At 64.4% G+C, this 23,452-nt stretch carries 22 protein-coding genes; 8 read left to right on the top strand and 14 right to left on the bottom strand.

The features are described from left to right. The first annotated feature begins 24 nt into the window (after positions 1 to 24). A complete protein-coding gene (gene xseA, locus ACT5M9_RS21770; RefSeq protein ID WP_457978935.1) occupies positions 25 to 1,386 on the top strand; it encodes an exodeoxyribonuclease VII large subunit in 1,362 nt (453 codons plus the stop codon). A 74-nt stretch (positions 1,387 to 1,460) separates the two neighbouring features. On the opposite strand, the gene hutW is transcribed toward xseA, so the two are convergent. The 12 genes from hutW to pspA all read right to left on the bottom strand — a co-directional run bounded on the left by hutW (position 1,461) and on the right by pspA (position 12,730). Continuing rightward, a complete protein-coding gene (gene hutW, locus ACT5M9_RS21765; protein WP_457978937.1) occupies positions 1,461 to 2,840 on the bottom strand; it encodes a heme anaerobic degradation radical SAM methyltransferase ChuW/HutW in 1,380 nt (459 codons plus the stop codon). Between the two features lie 376 nt (positions 2,841 to 3,216). Further along, entirely contained in the window at positions 3,217 to 3,705 is a 489-nt protein-coding gene (gene yfiB / locus ACT5M9_RS21760; RefSeq protein WP_457978938.1) for an outer membrane lipoprotein YfiB, read from the bottom strand. 26 nt (positions 3,706 to 3,731) lie between these two features. Continuing rightward, the gene (dgcN, locus tag ACT5M9_RS21755) at positions 3,732 to 4,982 is read right to left on the bottom strand and encodes a diguanylate cyclase DgcN/YfiN (RefSeq protein ID WP_457978940.1); all 1,251 of its coding nucleotides are present in this window, start codon (positions 4,980 to 4,982) and stop codon (positions 3,732 to 3,734) included. After that, the gene (gene yfiR, locus ACT5M9_RS21750; RefSeq protein WP_457978942.1) at positions 4,979 to 5,518 is read right to left on the bottom strand and encodes a regulatory sequestration protein YfiR; all 540 of its coding nucleotides are present in this window, start codon (positions 5,516 to 5,518) and stop codon (positions 4,979 to 4,981) included. Before yfiR ends, dgcN begins: the two co-directional genes overlap by 4 nt. A 174-nt stretch (positions 5,519 to 5,692) precedes the next feature. Then, the gene (gene tyrR, locus ACT5M9_RS21745; protein ID WP_438551275.1) at positions 5,693 to 7,240 is read right to left on the bottom strand and encodes a transcriptional regulator TyrR; all 1,548 of its coding nucleotides are present in this window, start codon (positions 7,238 to 7,240) and stop codon (positions 5,693 to 5,695) included. A 143-nt stretch (positions 7,241 to 7,383) separates the two neighbouring features. Then, positions 7,384 to 7,722, bottom strand: a complete 339-nt coding sequence (locus tag ACT5M9_RS21740; RefSeq protein WP_438551276.1) for a 4a-hydroxytetrahydrobiopterin dehydratase — start codon at positions 7,720 to 7,722, stop codon at positions 7,384 to 7,386. 44 nt (positions 7,723 to 7,766) lie between these two features. After that, positions 7,767 to 8,582, bottom strand: a complete 816-nt coding sequence (phhA, locus tag ACT5M9_RS21735; RefSeq protein ID WP_457978944.1) for a phenylalanine 4-monooxygenase — start codon at positions 8,580 to 8,582, stop codon at positions 7,767 to 7,769. A gap of 238 nt (positions 8,583 to 8,820) precedes the next feature. Continuing rightward, positions 8,821 to 9,864 (bottom strand): YcjF family protein, encoded by a 1,044-nt coding sequence (locus ACT5M9_RS21730; RefSeq protein ID WP_457978946.1) that lies wholly within the window; start codon positions 9,862 to 9,864, stop codon positions 8,821 to 8,823. A gap of 57 nt (positions 9,865 to 9,921) precedes the next feature. Next, positions 9,922 to 11,328 (bottom strand): YcjX family GTP-binding protein, encoded by a 1,407-nt coding sequence (locus tag ACT5M9_RS21725; RefSeq protein WP_457980571.1) that lies wholly within the window; start codon positions 11,326 to 11,328, stop codon positions 9,922 to 9,924. Between the two features lie 83 nt (positions 11,329 to 11,411). After that, positions 11,412 to 11,813, bottom strand: a complete 402-nt coding sequence (gene pspC / locus ACT5M9_RS21720; RefSeq protein ID WP_438551279.1) for an envelope stress response membrane protein PspC — start codon at positions 11,811 to 11,813, stop codon at positions 11,412 to 11,414. Further along, positions 11,810 to 12,046, bottom strand: a complete 237-nt coding sequence (gene pspB, locus ACT5M9_RS21715) for an envelope stress response membrane protein PspB (protein WP_349922051.1) — start codon at positions 12,044 to 12,046, stop codon at positions 11,810 to 11,812. The genes pspC and pspB overlap by 4 nt, the downstream gene beginning before the upstream one ends. A 3-nt stretch (positions 12,047 to 12,049) precedes the next feature. Further along, positions 12,050 to 12,730 (bottom strand): phage shock protein PspA, encoded by a 681-nt coding sequence (gene pspA / locus ACT5M9_RS21710; protein WP_457978948.1) that lies wholly within the window; start codon positions 12,728 to 12,730, stop codon positions 12,050 to 12,052. Between the two features lie 195 nt (positions 12,731 to 12,925). Between pspA and pspF the strand changes: the two genes are divergently transcribed. The 6 genes from pspF to ACT5M9_RS21680 all read left to right on the top strand — a co-directional run bounded on the left by pspF (position 12,926) and on the right by ACT5M9_RS21680 (position 19,614). Further along, on the top strand, positions 12,926 to 13,978 hold the full coding sequence (pspF, locus tag ACT5M9_RS21705; RefSeq protein WP_457978950.1) for a phage shock protein operon transcriptional activator: 1,053 nt from the start codon (positions 12,926 to 12,928) through the stop codon (positions 13,976 to 13,978). Positions 13,979 to 14,137: 159 nt separating this feature from the next. Beyond that, positions 14,138 to 15,733 (top strand): ABC transporter substrate-binding protein SapA, encoded by a 1,596-nt coding sequence (sapA, locus tag ACT5M9_RS21700; RefSeq protein WP_457978952.1) that lies wholly within the window; start codon positions 14,138 to 14,140, stop codon positions 15,731 to 15,733. Positions 15,734 to 15,803: 70 nt separating this feature from the next. Beyond that, positions 15,804 to 16,763: an ABC transporter permease gene (locus tag ACT5M9_RS21695; RefSeq protein WP_438551283.1), complete on the top strand. Its 960-nt coding sequence runs from the start codon at positions 15,804 to 15,806 to the stop codon at positions 16,761 to 16,763. 61 nt (positions 16,764 to 16,824) lie between these two features. Further along, a complete protein-coding gene (locus ACT5M9_RS21690) occupies positions 16,825 to 17,718 on the top strand; it encodes an ABC transporter permease subunit (RefSeq protein ID WP_457978955.1) in 894 nt (297 codons plus the stop codon). Positions 17,719 to 17,788: 70 nt separating this feature from the next. After that, the gene (locus tag ACT5M9_RS21685) at positions 17,789 to 18,787 is read left to right on the top strand and encodes a peptide ABC transporter ATP-binding protein (RefSeq protein WP_438551285.1); all 999 of its coding nucleotides are present in this window, start codon (positions 17,789 to 17,791) and stop codon (positions 18,785 to 18,787) included. Between the two features lie 41 nt (positions 18,788 to 18,828). Beyond that, positions 18,829 to 19,614, top strand: a complete 786-nt coding sequence (locus ACT5M9_RS21680; protein WP_438551318.1) for a peptide ABC transporter ATP-binding protein — start codon at positions 18,829 to 18,831, stop codon at positions 19,612 to 19,614. Positions 19,615 to 19,859: 245 nt separating this feature from the next. Here ACT5M9_RS21680 and miaE read toward each other — a convergent pair whose 3' ends face one another. Further along, positions 19,860 to 20,618, bottom strand: a complete 759-nt coding sequence (gene miaE, locus ACT5M9_RS21675) for a tRNA isopentenyl-2-thiomethyl-A-37 hydroxylase MiaE (protein WP_457978957.1) — start codon at positions 20,616 to 20,618, stop codon at positions 19,860 to 19,862. 106 nt (positions 20,619 to 20,724) lie between these two features. Next, entirely contained in the window at positions 20,725 to 21,735 is a 1,011-nt protein-coding gene (locus ACT5M9_RS21670; protein ID WP_457978959.1) for a LacI family DNA-binding transcriptional regulator, read from the bottom strand. Between the two features lie 258 nt (positions 21,736 to 21,993). Between ACT5M9_RS21670 and ascF the strand changes: the two genes are divergently transcribed. Beyond that, positions 21,994 to 23,451, top strand: a complete 1,458-nt coding sequence (gene ascF, locus ACT5M9_RS21665) for a PTS cellobiose/arbutin/salicin transporter subunit IIBC (RefSeq protein ID WP_457978961.1) — start codon at positions 21,994 to 21,996, stop codon at positions 23,449 to 23,451. The last annotated feature ends 1 nt before the right edge of the window (position 23,452 follow it).

The raw sequence follows: 23,452 nt of genomic DNA, 5'->3' as shown, positions 1-23,452 counted from the left end.
GGGGACCCAGCAGCAGGGCCAGCCTTGAATCACCTCAACGACAGCAGCCAGAACCGAGCGCAGCAGATCTTCACCGTCACCCGCCTCAACAGCGCCGTGCGCATGATCCTGGAGCAGGATCTGGGGCTGGTGTGGCTGACCGGGGAGCTCTCCAACCTGGCGATGCCAAGCTCGGGCCACTGGTACTTCTCCCTGAAAGACATGTCCGCCCAGGTGCGCTGCGCCATGTTCAAGGGCAACAACCGGCGGGTGCCGTTCCGCCCGCAGGATGGCATGCAGGTGCTGGTGCAGGCCCGGGTCTCCCTCTACGAGCCCCGCGGCGATTACCAGCTCATCATAGAATCCATGCAGCCCGCAGGGGACGGCATGCTGGCCCTGCGCTTCGAGGAGCTCAAGCGCCGGCTCGGCGCCGAGGGGCTGTTCGATGAGGGGCGCAAGCGCCCCCTGCCCCGCGAGCCCCGCGCCGTGGGTCTGGTGACCTCAGCCACCGGCGCCGCCCTGCACGACATGCTGACGGTGCTCAAACGCCGGGCGCCGGATCTGCCGGTCTTCATCTACCCGGCCCAGGTGCAGGGCAGCGCCGCCATCGGCCAGATAGTGACGGCCATTGCCCTGGCCAACCGCCGCGCCGAGGTGGACGTGCTGATCGTCGGGCGCGGCGGCGGATCCCTCGAAGATCTCTGGTGCTTCAACGAGGAGGCGGTGGCCCGCGCCATCGCGCATTCTGCCATCCCGGTAGTGAGCGCCGTGGGCCACGAGGTGGACGTCACCATCAGCGACTTTGCCGCTGACTTGCGCGCCCCCACCCCCTCCGCCGCCGCTGAGCTGGTGGCGCCGGACAGAAGCGCCCGTGCCCAGCGCCTCGCCCACCTGCACCAGCGCATCGCCCAGGCCATGGCCCGGCGCCAGACCACCGCCAGCCACCAGTTCGCGCTGCTGCAGAAACGGCTGGATCACCAGGATCCCAAGCGCCGGCTTGAGCAGCAATCCCAGCGCCTGGACGAGCTCGCCAGCCGCTTGCAGCAGTTGCTGGCAAGCCGCCTGCACCAGGGGGAGCGGCGCCTAACCAGCCTCGATCGGCGCCTGCAGGCGAAGAGCCCGGAGCGGTTGCTGGCGGCCGGCAAACGCCGCCATCAGCTCGCCGAGGAACGCCTTCACGCCCTCATCGCCAAGCGCCAGGATCTGGCCGACCACCGACTCGCCATGCTGAGCGCCCGCCTCGACGGGGTCAGCCCGCTGGCCACCCTGGGGCGGGGCTACTCTATCACCCGCACCGAGCGTGGTGAGGTGATCAGCCGTGCCAGCCAGACAGCCCCGGGGCAGACCCTCGTCACCACCCTGGCCGAGGGCAGCCTGACCGTGCGGGTCGACAGCATCGGCGACTAGCCAGCATGCCCTTATCCGCATAAAGAAATGGCCCATCATCTGATGGTCCATTTTTATGTCGTCAACGCCGCTTTTCACACCAGGGAATGACGTACCGCCCCGGCCGGATGGCCGGTTCTCGCAGCCGGGGCTGGCTCCCCACCCAAAGGGTTTAACTTCAAGAACTCGAACAGCCCGGCCTGCAGATTGACGTTCCAGAAACGCCCGGCCAGGGTCAGCTCCAGCCGTTCCTCTTTCAGCTCGGCCAGCCCGTGCTGCTGCCAGACCTCGAACAGGGGGAGCAGATGTGTGCGCAACCCTGTGGGTAGCCGCTCCAGCGCCAGCCAACCCGTGTCCAGCGCGCCGCGCAGCAGGCCGTCCATGCGGGCATTGGGATTGACGCTCATCACCATGCCGGGGGCACGCGCATTCGCGCTTAGCGCCTCGTGCCAGGGGGCCAGATCCCGGCCATACATCAGGCCATGACCGTGCACATTGCCGCCGGCACCGGCGCCGAAGGGCAGGATCTCGGCGCCGCGTTTGGCCATCTGGTTATAACGGCTCTGCTCACGCTCGCCCCGGCGCCAATGGCTGCCGGAGAGCCGCTGCCAGTCTCCCTGCTCCAGAGTCTGGGCGCCATAGGCATACATGGCGGCGCGCTGCTGGCCGTCCGCCGACCAGCCCAGCCTGCCCTTCTGCTCCGCCCTATCCAGGTTGGTGCCCGCCATGGCGATGAGCTGATAGAGATCCACCCCGTGCACCCCGCTCGCCATCACGTCCGCGATGTCCTGACGCCAGACGGCATCGTCCTGCCCGGGCAGGCCGAAGATGAGATCCGCGACAATGACGGCGGCATCGTCCCGGGTCAGCTCCCCCAGCCGGGCGAGCAGGGTCTCCCTGTCGTCGAAGCGGGCCGCCTGCTGGCGCACCTGGGTATCGAAGCTCTGCACCCCGAACGAGAAGCGGTTGAAGCCCCCATCGAGGGCCGTCTGCCACTTCTCGTCATCAAAGCCGTTGAGGCGCCCCTCCAGGGTCAGCTCCGCATCCGGAGTCAGGGGGAAGCGGCGGATCACACTGGCGAGGCGCGCCAGATCCCCGGCCTCCATGTCGGTAGGGGTGCCCCCTCCCACATAGATGGCGGCAAACGGCTTGCTCTGGCCGAGGGGGGTGTCGGCCGCCTGCGCCAGGCTCCCACACAGGGCGGCCATATAGCGGCTCATGCGCGCCGGATTGGCGCCATTTTCGAAGAAATTGCAGAAGCTGCAGCGCTTGCGGCAAAACGGAATGTGGATATAGAGCGCCCGCTCGTCCGCCTGGCTCGGCCGCTGCCACCAGGCCTGCCAGCCGGCATCATCGAGGGACAGGGGACGCACGCCTCCCCGGCTGGCGTGGGCCGAGGTCTTGGCGGTGAAGGCAAACTTGAGGGGATCCGGGCTCGCCAGCCCTGTCATGGTCGGGGTGAGTTGTACTGTCATCAGGGACCGTTACCATCTGTAAATAATGTAAATGATAACGACTATCATTCAATGGTTGCGTTGTGCTGGATCAAGTCGGGGGCAGACTCAGGCCATGAATGAGCCTTGGCACCTGCGCTAACTAAGAGTACGAAGAGTACGAAGAGTACGAAGAGTACGAAGAGTACGAAGAGTACGAAGAGTACGAAGAGTACGAAGAGTACGAAGAGTACGAAGAGTACGAAGAGTATTTATTGGATGCTGACGGAAGGGAAAGATGGCCACCCTCCTGGGAGAGTGGCGACACACACGCGTTGGCTGGCAAGGAAAACAGGGTTGCGGTAGACGGCTGTCACCGCCTTGGCGCAAGGAGCCAGCGGCCGCATTGCTCGCGCGGTCAATCGTTGCCGATGATGATGGCCACCCGGCGATTCTCGGCGCGTCCGGCAGCATTGCCGTTGCTGGCGATGGGCGCCTCTTCACCACGGCCGCGGATGTCCAGGTTGGCGGGGGGCATGCCCACGGAGACCAGCACATCCGCCACGGACTGGGCCCGTTTCAGGGAGAGCTGCTGATTGTAGCCGGCCTCGCCATTGGAGTCGGTGTGACCATCCACCCGCGCCTTGTTCAGCCCCACATCCATCAGCGCCTTGCCAAGTTGTTCCACCACCTGGCGGGTGTTGGGGTTGAGTGCCCCCACGTTGTTGGCAAACAGCACCTTGTTGGAGATATCCAGGGTCCACCCCTCGTCGGTCAGATGGAAACCCTGCTCCTTGAGCACGGTCAGCTGCGCCGGGGTCAGGCCCTTGGGAGGGCTCTGGCATGCAGTCAGGACGCTGAGCAGCAACCCAGTCAGGCCCGCTCTTATCCAGTTGGAAGTGTTCATTCTTATCCTCTTGTTGTTTTACCTGCCTAACGCTCTGTGTCTCTTGTGTTGTCTTCTGCCTCCCGTCGTTGTCGCTTGGCCTCATACATGGCGCCGTCCGCGTGTTGCAACAGCGCCTCCGCCGTTGTCCCCTGCTCGGGGTACATGGCAAAACCGACGCTGACCCCGGCCACCAGTTGCTGGCCGTCCCCCAGCACCACGGGGGCCGCCATGGCCCGCTGGATCCGCCCCATCACCTCATCCACCTCCTGCCGGTGGTGCAGGGGCGAGAGCAGGACGGCAAACTCATCCCCCCCGAGCCGACACACCAGATCCATCGGCCGCAGCTGGTGCTGCACCCGTCTGGCCAGGGTGATGAGCACGTCGTCACCGGCGGCATGGCCGAGGTTGTCATTGATCTGCTTGAAGCGATCGCAATCGAGATAGAGCAGCGCAAAATGCTCCCCCTGGGCACCGCCGGCCGTGACGGCCTGGGCCAGCCTCGCCTCGAACAGGGCGCGATTGGGCAGGCCGGTCAGGGGATCGTGGGTGGCCTGGTGGAGCAGGCTGGCATTCTCCCGCTTCTGATGGGCCTGCCAGGCTTCCAGCTCGTCGAGCAGGGAGTTGAAGTCCTCTCCCAGATCGTGCAGTTCGGCGATGTTCGCCGCTGGCACCCGCAGGTTGACGTCGCGGCGACGGCGCACGTTGAAGGCCACCCGCGCCAGGGACTTGAGGGGTTCGGTGATGGAGTGCTGCATCCTACGAGCCACGTAGAGGGCCCCCAGGATGCTGAGCAGCAGGCAGACCAGGGTCGCCAGCAGGGTTTGCAGCAAGAAGCGCAGCAGATACTGCCCGTGGCCCACCAGGTGGATGCGGGCTATCTCCTTGCCTTCTCGCAGCATGGGCAGCTCCACCGGCCCCGGCAGGATCAGGTGGGCCAGTTGCCGCTCCAGGCTCGACCAGGGGGTGGTGATGGCCCGGCTCCAGCTCGCCAGCACCTGGCCATTGGCCAGGTGAATGCTGGCGCTGGCCACGTCCTCGTGGGAGGTGATGGCCTGCAGGGCGTCTCTCGCCGCCTCCTCGTCATGGAACACCACGGCCGCCTCCGTGGTGTAGCTGATGGCCCGCGCCACCAGCTCCAGGTTGTGGTCTGCATAGAGGCGCAGAGCCAGCAAGGCGGTGATGGTCAAAAACAGACCCGCCATACAGACGGCGGTGAGGGACGTCATCATGTGGGTGCGCCCCAGGCTCTGGCGCAGGGTGATCCGGGATGAATCGAGCGACACTTGATCCTTCATTGTGCCCCCTCTCCGGCCCTGGCCAGTTTGAGCACGGCCGGATGCACCCGCACCCCGCTGCGGGCGAGAGCATCCAGGTTGACCTTGAAGCGCACCCGGTCGATCCCGGCCTGCAGGCAGAAGACGGCGTCGGCGATGCACTCGCTGCTCTGCTCGCTGATGCTGAGGATGGGATGCCCCTTGAGGCGTTCGAACAGGGGCAGCCGCAGCTGTGAAGAGAGCACCCCCACATAGATCACGTCGCAGCGCAGGCCCAGGTTCTCGTCGTCGGTCTCATAGCGGTGCACGTCCACCGGGCGACCATTGGCCTGGCGCTCTATGGTGAGCAGGGCCCCCGCGTACTCCGTCGGTGCCGTGATGCACAGGCGCAGGGTGGCGGGCTCGCTCGGCCAGCGGGTATAGCTGAGAATGTCGAGGACGGTCTGACGCACTTGCTCGGCACGCGCCTCGGCACTGGTCAAGGGCTCCGCCTGCACCAGCGGGCAGAGCAGGGTGACCAGCAACACCAGGGCCCGGATCAAGGAGTGTGATTGCATGATGCCCTTGTGCTCACGTCAGTACCCAGGGGGAGGAAGGGGAGATGTGGAGCGAGCTTACCAGCCGTTTGACCAGGACCCATCCACTGCCATATCGGCTGCGTCAAGGAATGTCGCAGCAACCACAAGGGCCCCTGACGAGAGGGGCCCCTGACATCAATTCCACTCATTTCGCTACTTCTTGCCGATCCCGTATTCACGCAGCTTGTTGGCGATGGCGGTGTGGGAGACCCCGAGCCGCTTGGCCAGCTGGCGGGTGGACGGGAAGGCCGGGTAGAGCCGCGCCAGCAGCTGGCTCTCAAAGCGCTTGACCGCCTCGTCGAGCCCCCCCTCGAACCACTCGTCGATAAGGGGCATGGTATCCGCCGCCATGGGCAGATCCACGTGCTCCGGTCCTATCTCGTCCCCTTCCAGCAGGGTCATGGCCCGGTAGAGGCAGTTGCGCAGCTGGCGCACGTTGCCGGGCCAGCGATAGGCGGTCAGGTATTCCGCCATGTTGCGGGTGAAGCGTGGGCGCGGGCGCTGCAATTCACTTGCGAAGCGGGAGACGAACTGCTGGGCCAGGGCCATGATGTCCGCCTTGCGCTCGCGCAGGGGCGGCAGGCTTAGGCTCAGCACGTTGAGGCGATAGTAGAGATCTTCGCGGAACTTGCCCTCGTGCACGAGATCCAGCAACTGCTTCTGGGTGGTGCAGATGAAGCGCACATTGACCCGCACCTCCTGCTCGTCCCCGACCCGGCGGAAGACCCCATCCTGCAGCACCCGCAGGAACTTGGTCTGCAGATGGGGAGACATGTCGCCGATCTCGTCCAGCATCAGGGTGCCGCCACTCGCCAGCTCCAGTACCCCGCGCTTGCCCTCGGTGTTGTTGCCAAAGGCACCGGGGGCATAGCCAAACAGCTCGCTTTCGGCCACGTTGTCCGGCATGGCGGCGCAGTTCAGCGCCATGAAGGGGTGGCTGGAGCGCAGGCTGGCACCATGGCAGGCACGAGCCAGCAGCTCCTTGCCGGTGCCTGTCTCCCCGACGATCAGCAGCGGCGCGTCCTGCATCGCGAGCTTGGCGGCCTGAGCCAGCACCTCCTTCATCTTCTGGCTCTCGGCCTGCAGGTGCTCGAAGCCCCCCACCTCCACCGCGTGCAGGGCGCTGAAGTGCATGCCGACCCGGCGGGCGGACTTGAGCACCACCACGGCGCCGGCCAGGGCCTGCCTGCCCTTCTCTTCCGCCACGAAGAGCGGCATGAGATCCCCCAGGTACTCTTCACTGCCGAGGCTCAGCTTGCAGGTCTGGGGCCGGATCTCCCCCGCCTCCAGCCAACGGCTGAAGGAGAACCCCTTGACTAGGGAGCCCAGCGCCATGCCACGCACCTCTTCCGGCGGCAGCGCGAGCGTGGTGAGGGCGGACTGGTTGGCCTGGGTGATCTTCCCTTTGGCATCGAGTGAGAAGACCAGATCAGGCAGCGCCTTGAGCAGGGCCTCGATCTCGTGGTGCTCCCGCTCGGATGGCATATAGGGGATGGTCTTGACGTCATAGACGCCGGGAATGCGGCGAATGCCCGGCATCAGGTGCTGGAAATCGCTGAATTCCAGCTCGGGGAAGTTGAGATAGATGATGCCTGAGGTATCGATTTCGATGCCGCGCAGATCGATGTTGTGCTCCACCAGGCGGTCGAGGAGTTCCCGGGTCAGGCCCAGGCGGTCTTCACAGCTGACTTCAAGACGCATTCGGAACACACTTCCTAGCTAACATTCTGATTCATTGGATGATACAGACTCGATCCCGCCAGTGCGAGCGCTGACCCATAAAAATGCGGGCCCACCCTGTTTTACCAGGCGGGCCCAGGGGGCAAAAACAGAGGGAAAACGGCTTACTTCAGCAGTTCGTCGGTGCGCGCTGCCATGATGAAGTCGTTGCGGTGCAGCCCGCCTATCTTGTGGGTCCACCAGCTCACCGTCACCTTGCCCCACTCGGTGAGGATGGCGGGATGGTGGAACTCCGCCTCCGCCAGCTCCCCCAGGCGGTTGGTGAAGGCCAGCGCCTCCTTGAAGTTGCGAAAGCCAAACTCCCGGCGCAGTTGCAGCTCACCGGCCACCACCAGGGGCTGCCAGTCGGGGATGGCGTGCATCAGGGTCGCCAGCTCCTCGTCGCTGACCTTGGGGGCATCGGCACGGCACGCTTCGCATCGTTGGCTTGCCAGTTCGGACATGGGGGACTCCTTTCGTTGATCAGTCGGAAAATGGGTAAGTGGCCTCAGCTCGCCTGCTTGTCAGGGGCCGGGGCGAACAGGGGCGCATTGAGGCCGAGGCGACGCGCCTCGGCGAGCGTCGCCATGATGTCTTGCTCTGCCAGCCGGTAGAGAGCATCCAGGCTAGGCAACACGTAATAGATGGGCTGCATGATGTCGATGCGATAGGGGGTACGCAGCACCTCCATCAGGCTGAAGGGCTGCAGTCTGGGCTGTCCCCCCAGGGCATAGGCCGTCTCGCCGATGGAGGAGAGGATGCCGCCGCCGTAGATGCGAAGGCCATCGCTCCCCTGCCCCTTCCCGGCCGCCTCCTGCACCAGACCGAACTCCACGGTGAACCAGTAGAGGCGCGCGAGGAAAACCCGCTCCTCCTTGTTCGCCTTCTGGCCGAGCTGGCCGTAGACATGGGTGAAGTGGGCGAAGGCCGGGTTGGTGAGCATGGCGCAGTGACCGAACAGCTCGTGGAAGATGTCCGGCTCCTGCAGATAGTCGAGCTCGTCCCGGCGGCGGATGAAGGTGGCCACCGGGAACTGGCGGTTGGCCAGCAGCGAGAAGAAGCGATCGAAGGAGATGAGCGCCGGCACGGCCACCACGGACCAGCCGGTAGCGGGTTGCAGCACCCTGTTGATCTCCGCCAGCTGGGGGATCCTGTCCCGGGGCAGGTCGAGGCGCGCGAGCCCGGCCACATACTCCTCACAGGCCTTGCCGCCGAGCGCCGCGAGCTGACGCTCGATGAGGATCTGCCAGGTGCCGTGCTCCTCGTCGCTGTAGTGGATGACGCCCTGCTCGTCCGGTTTGTGTGCTGTATAGAGGCTGGCCATGATCCCTTCCATCCCGCGCCCCGTTTGGGCGCTCCTGCGTGGGCTCTGCGGGCGGAGGCCTGTTTGCACAGGCCCGCTCGCAGAGGTCTATAGGATCACTGTAACGGTTTGCCCCCTAAAAAAGCAGCCGACCCCGAGGTCGGCTGCTGCGCACAAATGTAAATAATTTGTGACATCTGAATGTGCGTATCTGGCGCTGGAGTGGCCCGCCATGCGGGGGCGAAATCGCCTCACACCATCAGCGGTTGAGATAACCCGCCAGCTGACCGATAAGCCGCTTCCTCAGCTCGCCGAGCTTGGGTTTCTCGTCCCCGCACCAGGGCAACGGGCGGCACGCCTCTATGGTGCGCAGCCCGAGCCGCGCGGTAAGCAGGCCAGCCCCCACCCCTTGCGCGGCGCGGGCCGAGAGCTTGGCGGTGAGCTCGGCGCCGAGCAAGTCCATCCCCACCTCGGTGACGAGCTCGGTGGCGCCGGCATAGAGCATGTTGCGAAACACCTGACGGATCAGCTGGATGCGACTCCAGTAACCGAGTTCGATGGCATACACATCCGCGATGTCCTCGATCATCCTCAGGTTTCGCCACAGCATCAGCATCATGTCGACGGTGGCGAGCGGACTCAGGGCCACCAGCACGGCGGCCTCCCCCGACCATTTGGCGACCCGGGCCTGGGCCAGCTTGTCCCGCTCGGTCAGCACCAGCTGGCTGTAGAGGGTGAGCACCTCCCGATCGCTGTGACTCTCGTCGAGCTGGGAGAGCCAGTTGCGATAGCCCTCCCGCCCCTTGTCGCCACTCTTCTGTGCCAGGGCCTCGCAGAAGGCCTGACCCTGCCCCACTCCCTGATGGGCCAGCAGATCGTCGGCGCGCGAGCGCACGTCCTGGCGCCGCTTGAGGGTGCGCAGGCGCAGCCACTCGCGCCCGGCCACGGACGCCGTGCCCGCCAGCACCAGGCCTGAGGCCAACAGCCAGGCGCCGCCCCAGAGCGGGGACGAGGCGAACAGGTCGACGAGGAAGGCGCCAAATTGGCCAAGGGAGAGCAGCCCCACGGCCCCCAGCCCCCAGCCGAGCAGGCGGTGACGGCGGCGGGGCTTGATGGTCAGGGCCGGCTCCACCTCGGTGAAGTCATTGAGCTCATCGAGGCGCTCGAAGCTCGCCTCCTCCAGCCGCTGGGCCGGTGCGGGGGCAGGCTCTGCTGATGCCACCTGCAACACGGGATCCAGTACCACCTTGCCTTGCAACGGGACGCCCGCCTCTGGCGTTGGTTGTTTTGTCTGATCGTTCATCGCTTATGTTCCTCGGCGCCTGCCAGCAAGGGGTTGCCCCGCCAGCAGGCCAGCTGATTATTCGAGGTGATCCCCGAGCAGGAATTCCAGCGCCGCGTCGAGCCGGATATGGGGTAGCGCCTGGTGGGCGCTCATGGGCAGCGGGCGAAACGCCTGAAAATCGAAGCCCTGGTTTTGCCACCACTGGGCCGGCGGGATCTGGGATGGCACCTCCCCCGGGAACAGCAGCAACGGCTCGCCCTCCAGGCTGGTGCCACGAATGGCGGGGAACTCGCGGCCGTTGGCCTGCCCCTTGCCCACCTCGGTGGCCTTGATGGCGGCGAGCGCCAGGCATTCGGTCTCTATGCCCTCGAAGCGGGCCTGACCACGGCCGCTGCTCACCAGATGTTGCAGCAAGGAGACCAGGGGGCCGTGCTGCTCCGGCGTCACGTGATCCGCCTTGCTCGCCACGAACAGCAGCTTGTCGATGCGCGGGGAGAAGAGACGACGCCACCAGTTGCTCTTGCCGTAGGCGAAGCTCTCCATGATGCGGGCGATGGCCTGCTGCATGTCGCCAAAGCTGGCGGCCCCGGCGTTGAGGGGTTGCAGGCAGTCCACCAACACGATCTGGCGATCGAAGCCGGCGAAATGCTGCTCGTAGAAGCCCTGCACCAGGTGCTGTTTGTACTGTTCGAAACGCTGCTTGAAGGTGGCGTAGAGGGTGCCGTCGGCAGGCTCATGAGCGGGTTTGTCCCACACCCAGGGCACGAACTGCAGCAAGGGGGCGCCGGCGTACTCCCCCGGCAGCACGAAGCGACCGGGCTGAATGAGGTGCAGGCCGAGCTCCCGCTTGCAGGCGTGCAGGTAGTCGGTGTAACGCTCCGCCAGCTCGCTCGCGGGTTTCTCCTCGAACGGCTGCTCCGCCTGCCAGCGCGGCTCAAGCCAGCTGGCTGCAAGTTGCTGCAGCTCGGGGCGGCGCAACTGATGTTGCACCTGCTCGCTCCACTGCTCGTAGCTGAGATCCAGCAGCGGCAAGTCCAGCAGCCACTCACCGGGGTAGTCCACCAGATCCACGTAGAGGGTGGAGATCTCCCCCAGGTGGCGGCGCAGGGGGTGGCGGGTGCGATAGCGAATTTCCAGGCGCACCTCGGCCACCCCGCGGGTGGGCTCCGGCCAGGCGGGGGGGTCGCCGAACAGGGAGTCGAGCCCCCGCTCGTAGGGGAAGGTGGGGATGTGGAGGTTCTGCTGGGGGACGCGGCGCGCCCCCAGGATCCGCCCCTGGCGCTGGGCATCCCAGAGCGGCAGACGGCCGTCGATGGCCGCATGCTCCAGCTGGTTCACCAGCGCCGTGATGAAGGCGGTCTTGCCACTGCGTGACAGGCCGGTGACCGCCAGCCGAATGTGGCGATCCCGCACCCGGTTCACCACGTCCGTGGCCTTGTGCTGCAGCACTGACCACTGTTGTTCAAGCTTGTTGCGTAGCAATTTTTTAGATGTCAAGGCGTGCTCAATCCTCTGTGCTGACGCGCCCCGACCCCTCTCTGGCCCGGGGCGCGCCTATCGATGCATCACAGCTTGCTGAATTCCCGTTGCAAGTTGAACTCCTTGGAGGTGACCAGCTTCTCCATGCGCTGCAGCCTGGGTTCCAGGCTGTCGAGCTCCCGGGCGATGCGCCCCAGCGCCTGATGGGGGGTCACCCCCGCCTGCCAGCTGCGCGCCTTCATGCGCAGCTCGCCAAAGTCGGCATCCTGCTCCCGATAGAGGGTTACCGGTTTCTTGTCCAGCAGGAACCAGGCCGCGATATAGGCTGTGAAGGTGATGAAGCCGGCGAAGATGAGGCCGCTGATGGCCAGCAGCCGCACTATCCAGGTCTCCACCCCGAAGTACTCGGCGAGGCCGGCGCAGACGCCGGCTATCTTGCCCTGCTGGGGATCACGGTAGAGGTTGCGTTGGCTGTTGGCGGCGCTCATACCTTGTTCCTCCAGCCGGGGACCTCGGCGTCCAGAATGGACTCCAGGGCACCGACCCGCTCCTGCATCTTCTCGGCGCGCACCAGCAGCCCTTGCAGCTGTTCCCGCTCGTTATCGGCAAGGCCCGCCCCTATCCTGCCCTTGGCGCGATAGTGCAGCACCAGCCAGATGGGGGCGACGATCACCATGAAGACGATGAGCGGCGTCGCCAGGATGCCAATGATGTCTTCCATTCATTATTCTCCCTGCTTGGAGGATGTATCGCCCTGGCCCAGCTTCTGACGCATGGCCTCGAGCTCGCGACTGATCTGATCGTCCACTTCCAGCTCGGCAAACTGCTGGGCCAGGGCCTTGTCGGACTGGCCGAGGTCGGCGCGGGCTTCCATCTCGTCGATGCGGCGCTCCATGCGCTCGAACTTGCTGACCACGGCCTGGCTGTCGCCACGGGCCACCTGGCTCTGCACGTTCAGACGGCTGCTGGCCGCCTCGCTGCGAATGGCCATCGCCTTCTGGCGGGCACGGGCGTCTTCGAGTTTGGCTTCCAGCTGGCGAATTTCATCCCCCAGCTTGTCGATGCCGCTGTCCACCGCCTGCTGCTCCCGCTGGAGCACCTCGGCCAGTTCGACCTGCTTCTTCTTCTCGATGAGGGCGGCCCTGGCCAGATCTTCGCGGCCCTTGGTCAGCGCCAGCTCGGCCTTGGCCTGCCACTCGTCCACCCGCTCCTGATGGCGGCTGACCTGGCGGCCTATCTCTTTCTGGTTGGCGAGGAAGCGGGCCAGGTTGGAGCGCTCCTTCACCAGTTCATCTTCCATCTCCTGGATGATCAGGCGCACCATCTTCTGGGGATCTTCTGCCTTGTCGAGCAGGGCCGTCAGGTTGGAGTTGATGATGTCGGCCAGGCGGGAAAAAATACTCATGATTGTACTCCTGTGATGGGCATTGGGTTGTTTCTCCATTGACAATGGCAACTTGTGTGCCAATCTGGAACAAATTTTAACTTATTGATTTATATGGGTGCCTAGAACGAAATTCAAGGCCGCCGTCTCAAGGGGTGATAAAAATCACCAACTCTTGGTAAGATTGACCAGATTTTTCAACGAGCAGGGAGCAAGATGAGCACAACCACGGAGAGCCTGTTGGGTGAGTCCAACGCATTTCTCGAGATCATCGAACAGACGTCACGACTCGCCCCCCTGCGTAAACCCGTGCTCATCATCGGCGAGCGGGGAACCGGCAAGGAGCTCATCGCCCACCGCCTACATTATCTCTCGGCCCGCTGGGATCAAAGCTTTGTCACCATCAACTGTGCCACCCTGAGCGAGAGCCTGCTGGAGACCGAGCTGTTCGGCCACGAGGCGGGCTCCTTCACCGGCGCCGCCAAACGCCATCAGGGCCGCTTCGAGCGCGCCGACGGCGGCACCCTGTTCCTCGACGAGCTGGCCACCACCAGCGCCCGGGTACAGGAGAAGCTGCTGCGGGTCATCGAATACGGGGAGTTCGAGCGGGTGGGTGGCGCCAAGGCCCTCAAGGTGGACGTGCGCCTGGTGTGCGCCACCAACGAGGATCTGCCGGCCCTGGCCGACAAGGGGCTGTTTCGCCACGATCTGCTGGACAGGCTGGCCTTCGATGTCATCACCCTGCCCCCCCTGCGGGAGCGCCGTGACGATATCCTGATGCTGGCGGAGCACTTTGCCCACAGCATGACCCGGGAGCTCGGCTATCCGCTGTTTGCGGGTTTCTCCCGCAAGGCGACCCAGCTGATGCTCGACTACCCCTGGCCCGGCAACGTGCGGGAGCTGAAAAACGTGGTGGAGCGCAGCATCTACCGTCAGGGCAACCCGCAACTGCCCCTGGCGGAGCTGGTGCTCAATCCCTTCGACTCCCCCTGGCGCCCTCGCGCCGCCAGCGCACAGGACACCCCCTCAGCGGAAGAGAGACCCATGGGGGGCACACAACTCCTGCAGTTGCCCCTGGATCTCAAGAGCACTGTGGCCGAGTTCGAGATTAATTTACTCAAGCAAGGGATGCTGCAATCCCAGTATAATCAGCGCAAAGCGGCCCAATTGCTGGCCCTGAGCTACCACCAGTTCAGGGGCATGCTGCGAAAATATCAACTGCTCGACGGGGATGATGGCAGTGGCAATGCAGAGCACGACGGCCCCTGAGTGGTCGTTCGCCAAGGGCCATGCCGCCCCTATGACCGAATGTGGCAAGATTGCGGCCAGAATGCGGATGATGGGCCGTCAAGGCAGCCGCTCGGGTCCTCGCCACTCGCCAGCCCGGGGGCTGGCACCTTCGTATAAAAACATGGTTCCATAATGAGAATGCTCAAACCAATGCTGCTCGGGCTGCTGGTGCTGGTCACCGGCTGTCAGAAACAGGACGAGGCCTCCAAGACGGGGCTCATCTATTGCGTCGAGGGGGCACCCCAGACCTTCAACCCGCAGCTCGCCAACTCGGCGGTGACCCTGGATGCCAGCGCTCGCCCGCTCTACGATCGTCTGCTGGAGGTGAACGCCAACACCCTGAGCATCGAAGGGGGCCTCGCCACCCGCTGGCGCGTCAGCGATGACGGTCTGACGTACCGCCTCACCCTGCGCAAGGGGGTGAGCTTCCACCGTACCCCCTGGTTCAACCCGTCCCGCCCCTTCAACGCCGACGACGTTGTATTCACCTACCAGCGCCTGCTGGATGAGCATCACCCCTTCCACCGCATCTCGGGGGGCGACTACCCCTATTTCTCGAGCCTAGGCCTCTCCTCCCTCATCAAGCGGGTCTACAAGCAGGGCCCCCATGAGGTGGTCTTCGAGTTGAACCGGCCGGACTCTTCCTTCCTCGCCACCCTGGCCAGCGACTACGCCATCGTGCTGTCGGCGGAGTATGGGGAGCAGATGCAAAAAGCCGGCACCCCGGAGCTGCTCGACAGCCGCCCCATCGGCACCGGCCCCTTCAGCTTCAAGGAGTACCGCCACAACGAGTACGTGCGCTATCTGCGCCACCCGGGCTACTGGGGCGGTGAGGCCAAGATTGAGCAGCTCATCTACGACATCACCCCCAGGTCCTCCAAGCGGCTCGCCAAGCTGCTGACCGGCGAGTGCGACGTGATGAGCACCCCCTCCGCCAGCCAGCTGTCGGTGATCGACAAGGATTCTCACCTCAATCTGTCGGTGCAGTCCGGCATGAACGTCGCCTTCCTCGCCCTCAACACCCGCAAGGCGCCGTTCAACAAGGTGAAGGTGCGCCAGGCTATCGCCAGCGCCATCAATGTGCAGAACCTGCTGCAGGCGGTCTACTTCGAGACGGGGCAGCCTGCGGCCAGCCTGCTTCCCCCCCTCTCCTGGGGCTACAACCCCTCCCTGCAGCCGCGCAAGCAGGATCTCAAGCTCGCCCGCCAACTGCTCGCCGAGGCCGGCTTCTCCCACGGCTTCGAGATGCAGGTGCTGGTGCAGCCGGGGGCCCGTCCCTACAACCCGGACGGCCTCAAGACCGCCCAGCTGATGCGCAGCGATCTCGCCAAGATAGGGGTGAAACTGAAGATTGTGCAGCAGGCCTGGCCGGTCATCGAGACCCGGCTCGCCAAGGGACAATATGACAGCCTGCTCTCCGGCTGGGTCGCCGACAACGCGGATCCTGACAACTTCTTCCGCCAGCTGCTGAGCTGCGCCGCCGTCGAGCGGGGCAACAACTACAGCCGCTGGTGCAGCCCCGCCTTCGATCAGCTGCTGGACGATGCGGTGACCACGCCACAGCTCGCCTTCCGGCTGCGCAATTACTACTATGCCCAGACTCTGCTCGGCGAGCAGTTGCCGGTGATCCCCCTGGCCCATGCCCTGCGCACTCAAGTGAGCCGCAACGACATCGAAGGGCTGACCCTTATGCCCTTTGGGGGCACCACCTTCAACCAGGCCTATCGGGAGTGAGCATGCCCCTTTCCCTTCATTCCAGCGATGACCCCCTGTCATCCCATCGTCAGCGAGGGCGGGCGTAACCATGTTCTTCTATATTCTGCGCCGCATCACCCTGTTGCTCATCACCCTGCTGGTGCTGAGCATCGGGGCCTATCTGCTGGAATATCGCCTCATCAGCCAGGTGCCGGACTTCTGGCACGGCTACCCGGACTTCCTGCGCCGGATCTTCGCCGGGGATCTCGGCGTCTCCAGCGTCTCCGGTCTGCCGGTGCTGGACGAGATCCGTCACTACTTCCCGGCGACCCTGACTCTCTGCCTCGCGGCCTTCGCCATCTCCTTGCTGGTGGGTATTCCGCTCGGTACCCTGGCCGCCCTCTATCAGGGGCGCAGCGTGGATCTCTCCATCATGACCGCCGGCCTCATCGGCTACGCCGTGCCCGTGTTCTGGCTCGGGCTGCTGATGGTGATGTTCTTCTCCCTGGATCTCGGCTGGCTGCCGAGCTCGGGTCAGATCAGCCTGCTCTACGACGTGCCCTCCATCAGCGGCATCGCCATCATCGACGTGCTGCTGAGCCATGAGCCCTGGCGCGAGGCTGCCCTGCACGATGCCCTGCGCCACCTGGTGCTGCCCTCCCTGGTGCTGGCCGTGGTGCCCACCACAGAGGTGATCCGCCATGTGCGCAGCTCACTCATCGACGTGATGAAGCAGAACTACATCAAGGCCGCCGCGAGCCGGGGGCTCTCCCGCCGCCAGATCGTCTGGCGTCACGGTCTCAAGAATGCCCTGCCCCCCGTGCTGCCCCTGCTCGGCCTGCAGCTTGGCAGCGTGCTCACCTCCGCCATGATCACCGAGGTGGTGTTCGACTGGCCCGGCATCGGCCGCTGGCTGGTGAGCAGCATAGCGCTGCAGGACTATGCCGCCATCCGGGGCGCCTCCCTGGTGGTCGCGAGCTTCGTCATCTTCATCAGCGTCAGCACCGAGCTGCTGACCACCATCATGTATCCGGCCAGGCGTAAAGAGCTCTATGCAAAGCAATACTGAACAGGTTCACGGGATGCGCCTCAACACTGAACACGCCGATGGTCTGGGGAGAGCCTGATCCATGCAAGATAAATCGAATCTCTACCCGGAGCTCAAGATCCTCTCCCCCCTGGAGCAGACCTGGGCCTCCTATCGCCGCAACCCCCTGGCCATGGCCGGACTCTGGTGTTTCGGCCTGCTGCTGCTAATCACCCTTTTCGGCCCCCTGGTGGTGCCCTATGGCATCGACGATCAACACAGCAGCCGCCTGCTGCTGGCCCCCTCCTGGGCCAGTACCGGCAACATCGACTACTTCCTCGGTACCGACGATCTGGGCCGTGACATCCTCTCCCGCCTGGTGGCGGGGGCCCGGCTCACCTTCGGCAATGCCCTGCTGGTGGTGCTGATCGCCCTGATCATCGGCTCCGCCATCGGCATCCTCGGCGGCATGAGCAAGGGGGTGAAGTCGAGCGTGCTGCACCATCTGCTCGACACCCTGCTCTCCATCCCCTCCCTGCTGCTGGCCATCATAGTGGTCGCCATCCTGGGGCCCGGGCTCTTCAACACCCTTATCGCCATCACCCTCGCGCTCATCCCCCCCTTCATCCGGGCGACCTACAACGCGGTCCACACCGAGATGCAGAAGGAGTACATCATCGCCAGCCGTCTCGACGGCTCTCCCCCCTCACGCATCATGCGCCTCGCCATCTTGCCGAACATCGTCGAGACCCTGGTGGCCCAGACTACCCGTACCCTCTCCGCCGCCATCCTGGATATCTCGGCGGTGGGCTTCCTCGGCCTCGGCGCCCAGTCTCCCCAGCCGGAGTGGGGCGCCATGCTGGCGGATTCGAGCGATCTCATCTACCTGGCCCCCTGGACCGTGACCCTGCCCGGCATGGCCATTCTGTTCAGCGTGCTGGTGACCAACGTGGTGGGCGAAGGCATCCGCGAAGCGCTCAAAGAGGGGAATGACTGATGCAGCCCTTGTTCCATATGCCCGGCGCTATGCTGAAAGAGAGACCCGATCACAATGGGGGACATGACTGATGCCGCTGCTCGACATACGCAACCTGACCATCGAAATCGACACCCCCCAGGGCAAGGTCAAGGCGGTGGACAGGGTCAGTCTGACCCTGAGCGAGGGGGAAATTCGCGGTCTGGTGGGTGAATCCGGCTCCGGCAAGAGCCTGGTGGCCAAGGTGATCGTCGGCATCCAGAAGGACAACTGGACGGTGCGCGCCGACCGGATGCGCTTCAACGACATGGACTTACTGACCATGGCCCCCAAGGAGCGGCGCCGCATCATGGGCCGGGAGATCGCCATGATCTTCCAGGATCCCATCAGCTGTCTCGACCCCTCAGAGGAGATAGGCACCCAGCTGGAAGAGGCCATCCCTACCGACTCCTTCGTCGGCAAGTTCTGGCAGCGCTTCCAGTGGCGCAAGAAGCGGGCCATCGCCCTCTTGCACCGGGTCGGGGTCAAGGATCACCGCAAGGTGATGCGGGCCTACCCTCATGAGCTCTCCGACGGCATGTGCCAGAAGGTGATGATCGCCATGGCCATCGCCAATCAGCCGCGCCTCCTGGTGGCCGACGAGCCCACCAGCGCCATGGAGTCCACCACCCACTCCCAGATCCTGCGGCTGCTGGACAAGATGAACAAGCTGGGCAACACCACCATCCTCATCATCAGCAACGACGTGGCCGCCATCGCGAACCTGACCGACACCATCAACATCATGTACTGCGGCCAGATGGTGGAGGTGGGGACCCGGGAGCAGATCATGACCAGCCCCCATCACCCCTATACGGACGCCCTGCTCAAATCCATTCCCGACTTCGACAAACTGGTACGCCACAAGTCCCGGCTGGAGACCCTGCCCGGGGTGATCCCGCCGTTGCAGCACCTGCCCATCGGCTGCCGCCTCGGCCCCCGCTGCCCCTATGCCCAGAAGCAGTGCGTGCAGACCCCGCTGATGAGCAAGGTCAAGGGCCATCAGTTCAGCTGCCACTTCCCGTTGAACATGGAAGAGCCGAAGAAATGAGCCTGATCATGAATACCGCCATGCATGAAGGAACCAAGCCCGTGATCGAACCCTCTCTGCTGCAGGTCAGGGGCCTGTGCAAGACCTATCAGAACCGCACCGGCCTGTTCCGGCGCCAGGCGGTGGAGGCCATCAAACCGCTCTCCTTCAGCCTGGAGACGGGTCAGACCCTGGCCATCGTCGGTGAGGCGGGTTCCGGCAAGAGCACGCTCGCACGCATCCTGGCGGGCATGATAGAGCCGAGTGGCGGCGAGATCTCGGTTGAGGGGCAACCCCTGGTCCACGGCGACTACCAGACCCGCTGCAAGCTGCTGCGGATGATCTTCCAGGATCCCAACACCTCCCTGAACCGCAAGATCCGGGTCGGCCAGATCCTGGAGACCCCCCTTCGTCTCAACACGGCGTTGAGCGAGGAGGAGCGGCGGGAGAAGGTGGTCCAGACCCTGCGCATGGTGGGCATGCTGCCGGATCACGCCCTCTTCTACCCCCAGATGCTCTCCGCCGGTCAGCAGCAGCGGGTGGGGCTGGCACGGGCGCTGATCCTCAACCCCAAGATAGTGGTTGCAGATGAAGCCTTGTCCACCCTGGATATCTCGGTGCGCTCCCAGATCATCAACCTGCTGCTGGAGATGCAGGAAACCACCGGGCTCAGCTATGTGCTGGTGGCCAACGATCTCGGCATCGTCAGCCACATCAGCGACGAGGTGCTGGTGATGCACGAGGGCCGGGTGGTGGAGCGCGGCAAGACCCTCAAGGTGTTCGCCGACCCCCAGCACGAGGTGACCCGTCGCCTCATCCAGAACTACAACAACGAATACCGCAGATAAGCCTCCGGCCCGGGTTCACCGGGCCGTCTCCCCCGTTTTTCGGCCATAAAAAAACCGGCTTGTAGGCCGGGCATGTTCCTCAAAAAAGTCATCTCGCCGCCAGGTGCCAAAAATGGATTCAGGCTCCCCTCGCACCATTTTTCAGCCATAAAAAAACCCGGCTTGTGGGCCGGGTATTGCGCTCAAAAAAGTGATTGCGTCGCTCGTAGTAGGAACACCTCAGATACTAGGTGCCCCCCCTTTGCTCAACAACTGTCAGATCTGACAGGCAGTCCGCTATGGAACCTGAACTGCGGATCCGGCGAGCAGATGAGCTCGGCCTCGATGGCGCCGAAGAAGGCCACCCGCTCGCTGATGTCCTCCCCCGCATACTGCTCGGCCAGGGCCAGATAGTCCTGGTAGTGGCGCGCCTCTGAGCGCAGCAGGGAGACATAGAAGCGGCCCAGCTCCTCGTCCAGATGAGGGGCGAGTTTGGCGAACCGCTCGCAGGAACGCGCTTCTATGTAGGCGCCGATGATCATCTTGTCCACCACGGCGGCGGGTTCGTAGGTGCGCACATGGGTCAGCAGGCTGCGGGCGTAGCGGGAGGCGCTGACCGGGCCGTAGGCAATGCCGCGGGACTGCATCAGCGCCAGCACCTGCTCGAAGTGATGCAGCTCCTCCTGGATGAGGCGCACCATGGGAAACAGCAGGGGGTTGCGCTCCAGCTCGGCAAACACGCTCCTATCCGATTCGCCCATGGTGCGCTTGCCCAGGATCTCCGCCTTCTCCGGGATGGCGTCCAGCTCACGGTAGAACTCGAGCTTGGGCAGCAGGTGGCGCTTGCCCTTGGGCAGGCAGTAACGGCGCACCAGGCTGTGGGCGGTCAGGGCGGCCTTATTCTCGCAGTTGGCGTGATCGATGAGCAGGGTCGACAACTGGGCGGGATCCCGCGCCATCTCCACCCACTCATACGGGGTCTCACAATGCAGGAACTGGCGAACGGGGGCTAACAGGTCATCCATTTGAACTCTTGTACTCTCTTGGTTGGTATTGATTGGCATAAATTGATGCGGCGGGCTCGCAAAGGGCGCCCATGCTAACGGATCCCGCCCCCGCTACCCACTGCCATCACTCCAGCAGGCGCTTGAGAGAGCCCCGCCGGATAAGCTTGCCATTGAAGGTGGGCAGCACCTCGGGCGCCCCCTCCTCCACCATGGAGATCAGCCGGCTGATGGTCTCTTGGATCATCTCGGTCACCGGCATCTTGACGCTGGCCAGCGAAGGAATGACGTAGGGGGCCAGGGCGATGTCATCGAATCCCACCACCGAGACCTGCTCTGGCACCGCCACACCGGATGCGTGCAACTGCTTGATGGCGCCGATGGCCATGTCATCGTTGCTGGCGATCAGGGCGCTGAAGGGTACGCCTCGTGCCAGCAGGGTCGAGACGGCGGTCGCACCACAGGCGGGGGTCCACTTGCCGGGGGCGATCAGCGCCTCTTGCACCGGGATGTCGTGACGGGCCAGGGCCTCGCGGTAGCCGGCGAGGCGCTCTATGCCGGTCGGCGAGTCGGACGAGCCCGCGATAAAGGCGATCTCCCTGTGCCCCATCTCCACCAGCTTGTCCACCACGGTCGCCGCCGCGACCCTCTGATCCGAGTAGACGCAGTGGCTGTGATGGCGCGGCAGCCGGCGGTTGAGCACAATAATGGGTTGGGGATGCTGCTCTATGATCTCGTCCATCTGCTCGACGCTGAGGAAACGGGGATAGATGATGACGCCGTCACAGCGCGAGTCCAGCAGGTACTGGATGGCTTGGCGCTCCTCCTCGGCGCTGTGCTTGCCGTCCGCCAGGATCAGCTGGCGGCCCCGCGCCTCCGTCATCCGCGCCGCATGGGAGAGCAGTTCGCTGAAATAGACGCCGTGATACAGGGTGTTGGTCACCACCAGTCCCAGGGTCTGGGTGTTCTTGGTCGCCAGCTGCCTCGCCACCAGGTTGGGGCGGTAACCGCTCTCCTCGATGGCCTGAAACACCCTATCCCGGGTCTCCTGGCTGGTGTAGCCATTGCCCGACAATACCCGGGAGACAGTCGCCTTCGACACCCCTGCCCGCCTTGCCACCTCCAGCATGGTCGTCATCTTGTTTCATCCCTTCGCTTCGACGGGCCGCAGTGTACTGCACGGGACCCGCTTGTGCTAACGGGAATGGGCGCAGGCCGCCCCTTTCAGTGATCCCTTTCACGATTCTGCACTATGGCGGTGCGACCACCTTGTCTCCCGATATGAAACTGCGCATGCTATGTGGAACCGGTTCCATAATTCAGTTTCATACCGCTTCATCCCGCCGTCAACGAGTCCGGATGAGCAGGACCCATTTGGTAAAAAGGATACGACTCGATGTCAAAGAACTATGCGGCCCTGGCCGACAAGGTCATCAGGGCCCTCGGTGGAACCGGCAACATCGCCGCCGTCACCCACTGCATGACGCGCCTGCGCTTCGTGCTGCAAGACCCCACCCTGGTGGACAGCCCAATGCTCAAGGCCACCGCCGGGGTGCTTGGAGTGGTCAGCAGTGACAACCAGTGCCAGGTGATCATCGGCAACATGGTCTCCCACGCCTATCGGGAGGTGCTCGCCCTGCTGCCCGCAGGGGCGCAAGGGGATATGCCAGCGGCCAAGCCAAGTTTCAGCCTGCGGCGCCTCGGGGCCGGCATCCTGGATGCGCTGATCGGCACCATGTCGCCGCTCATCCCGGCCATCATAGGCGGCTCCATGGTCAAGCTGCTGGCCATGGTGCTCAGCATGAGTGGCGCCGTGGAGGTCACCTCCCCCAGCTACATCATCCTCAACGCCATCGGCGATGGCGCCTTCTTCTTCCTGCCCCTGATGGTGGCGGCCTCGGCGGCGGTCAAATTCAAGACCAATGTGTCGCTGGCCATCGCCATCGCCGGCGTGCTGGTGCACCCTAGCTTTATCGAGCTGATGGCCAGGGCCGCCCAGGGGGAGCAGGTCAGTTTCGCCTATATCCCGGTTACCGCGGTGAAATACACCTACACCGTCATTCCGGCCCTGGTGATGACCTGGTGCCTCTCCTATATCGAGCGCTGGGTGGACAGGATCACCCCGGCGGTGACCAAGAACTTCTTGAAACCCATGCTCATCGTTCTGATCGCCGCGCCGCTCGCCATCCTGCTCATCGGCCCCATCGGCATCTGGATTGGCACCGCCATCTCGGGCCTGGTCTACACGGTCCACGACTACCTCGGCTGGCTGTCGGTGGCCATCATGGGGGCCCTGTGGCCGCTGCTGGTGATGACAGGCATGCATCGCGTCTTCACCCCCACCATCATCCAGACCATCGCCGAAACCGGCAAAGAAGGCATGGTGATGCCCTCCGAGATCGGCGCCAACCTCTCCCTCGGCGGCTCTTCCCTGGCCGTCGCCTGGAAAACCAAAAACCCCGAGCTGCGTCAGACCGCGCTCGCGGCGGCGGCCTCCGCCATCATGGCGGGGATCTCCGAGCCCGCCCTCTACGGCGTGGCCCTGCGCCTGAAGCGGCCGCTCATCGCCAGCCTCATCAGCGGCTTCATCTGCGGCGCCGTGGCCGGCATGGCGGGGCTTACCAGCCACGCCATGGCGGCCCCTGGCCTCTTCACCAGCGTTCAGTTCTTCGATCCGGCCAACCCCATGACCATCGTCTGGGTGTTCGCCGTGATGGCGCTCTCCGTGGTGCTCTCCTTCATCCTGACCCTGCTGATGGGATTTGAAGACATACCGGTGCAAGAGGAGCACCCCAAGGCCAGCGCCGAGAAGGCCGCACCGACGCTGCAGGTCAAGACGGCCGCCAGCCTGTGAA

This window comes from Aeromonas sp. AE23HZ002T15 (assembly GCF_054165525.2).
Note: the sequence above shows the minus strand (reverse complement) of the source record. Positions and strands in the feature narration are given on the sequence as shown.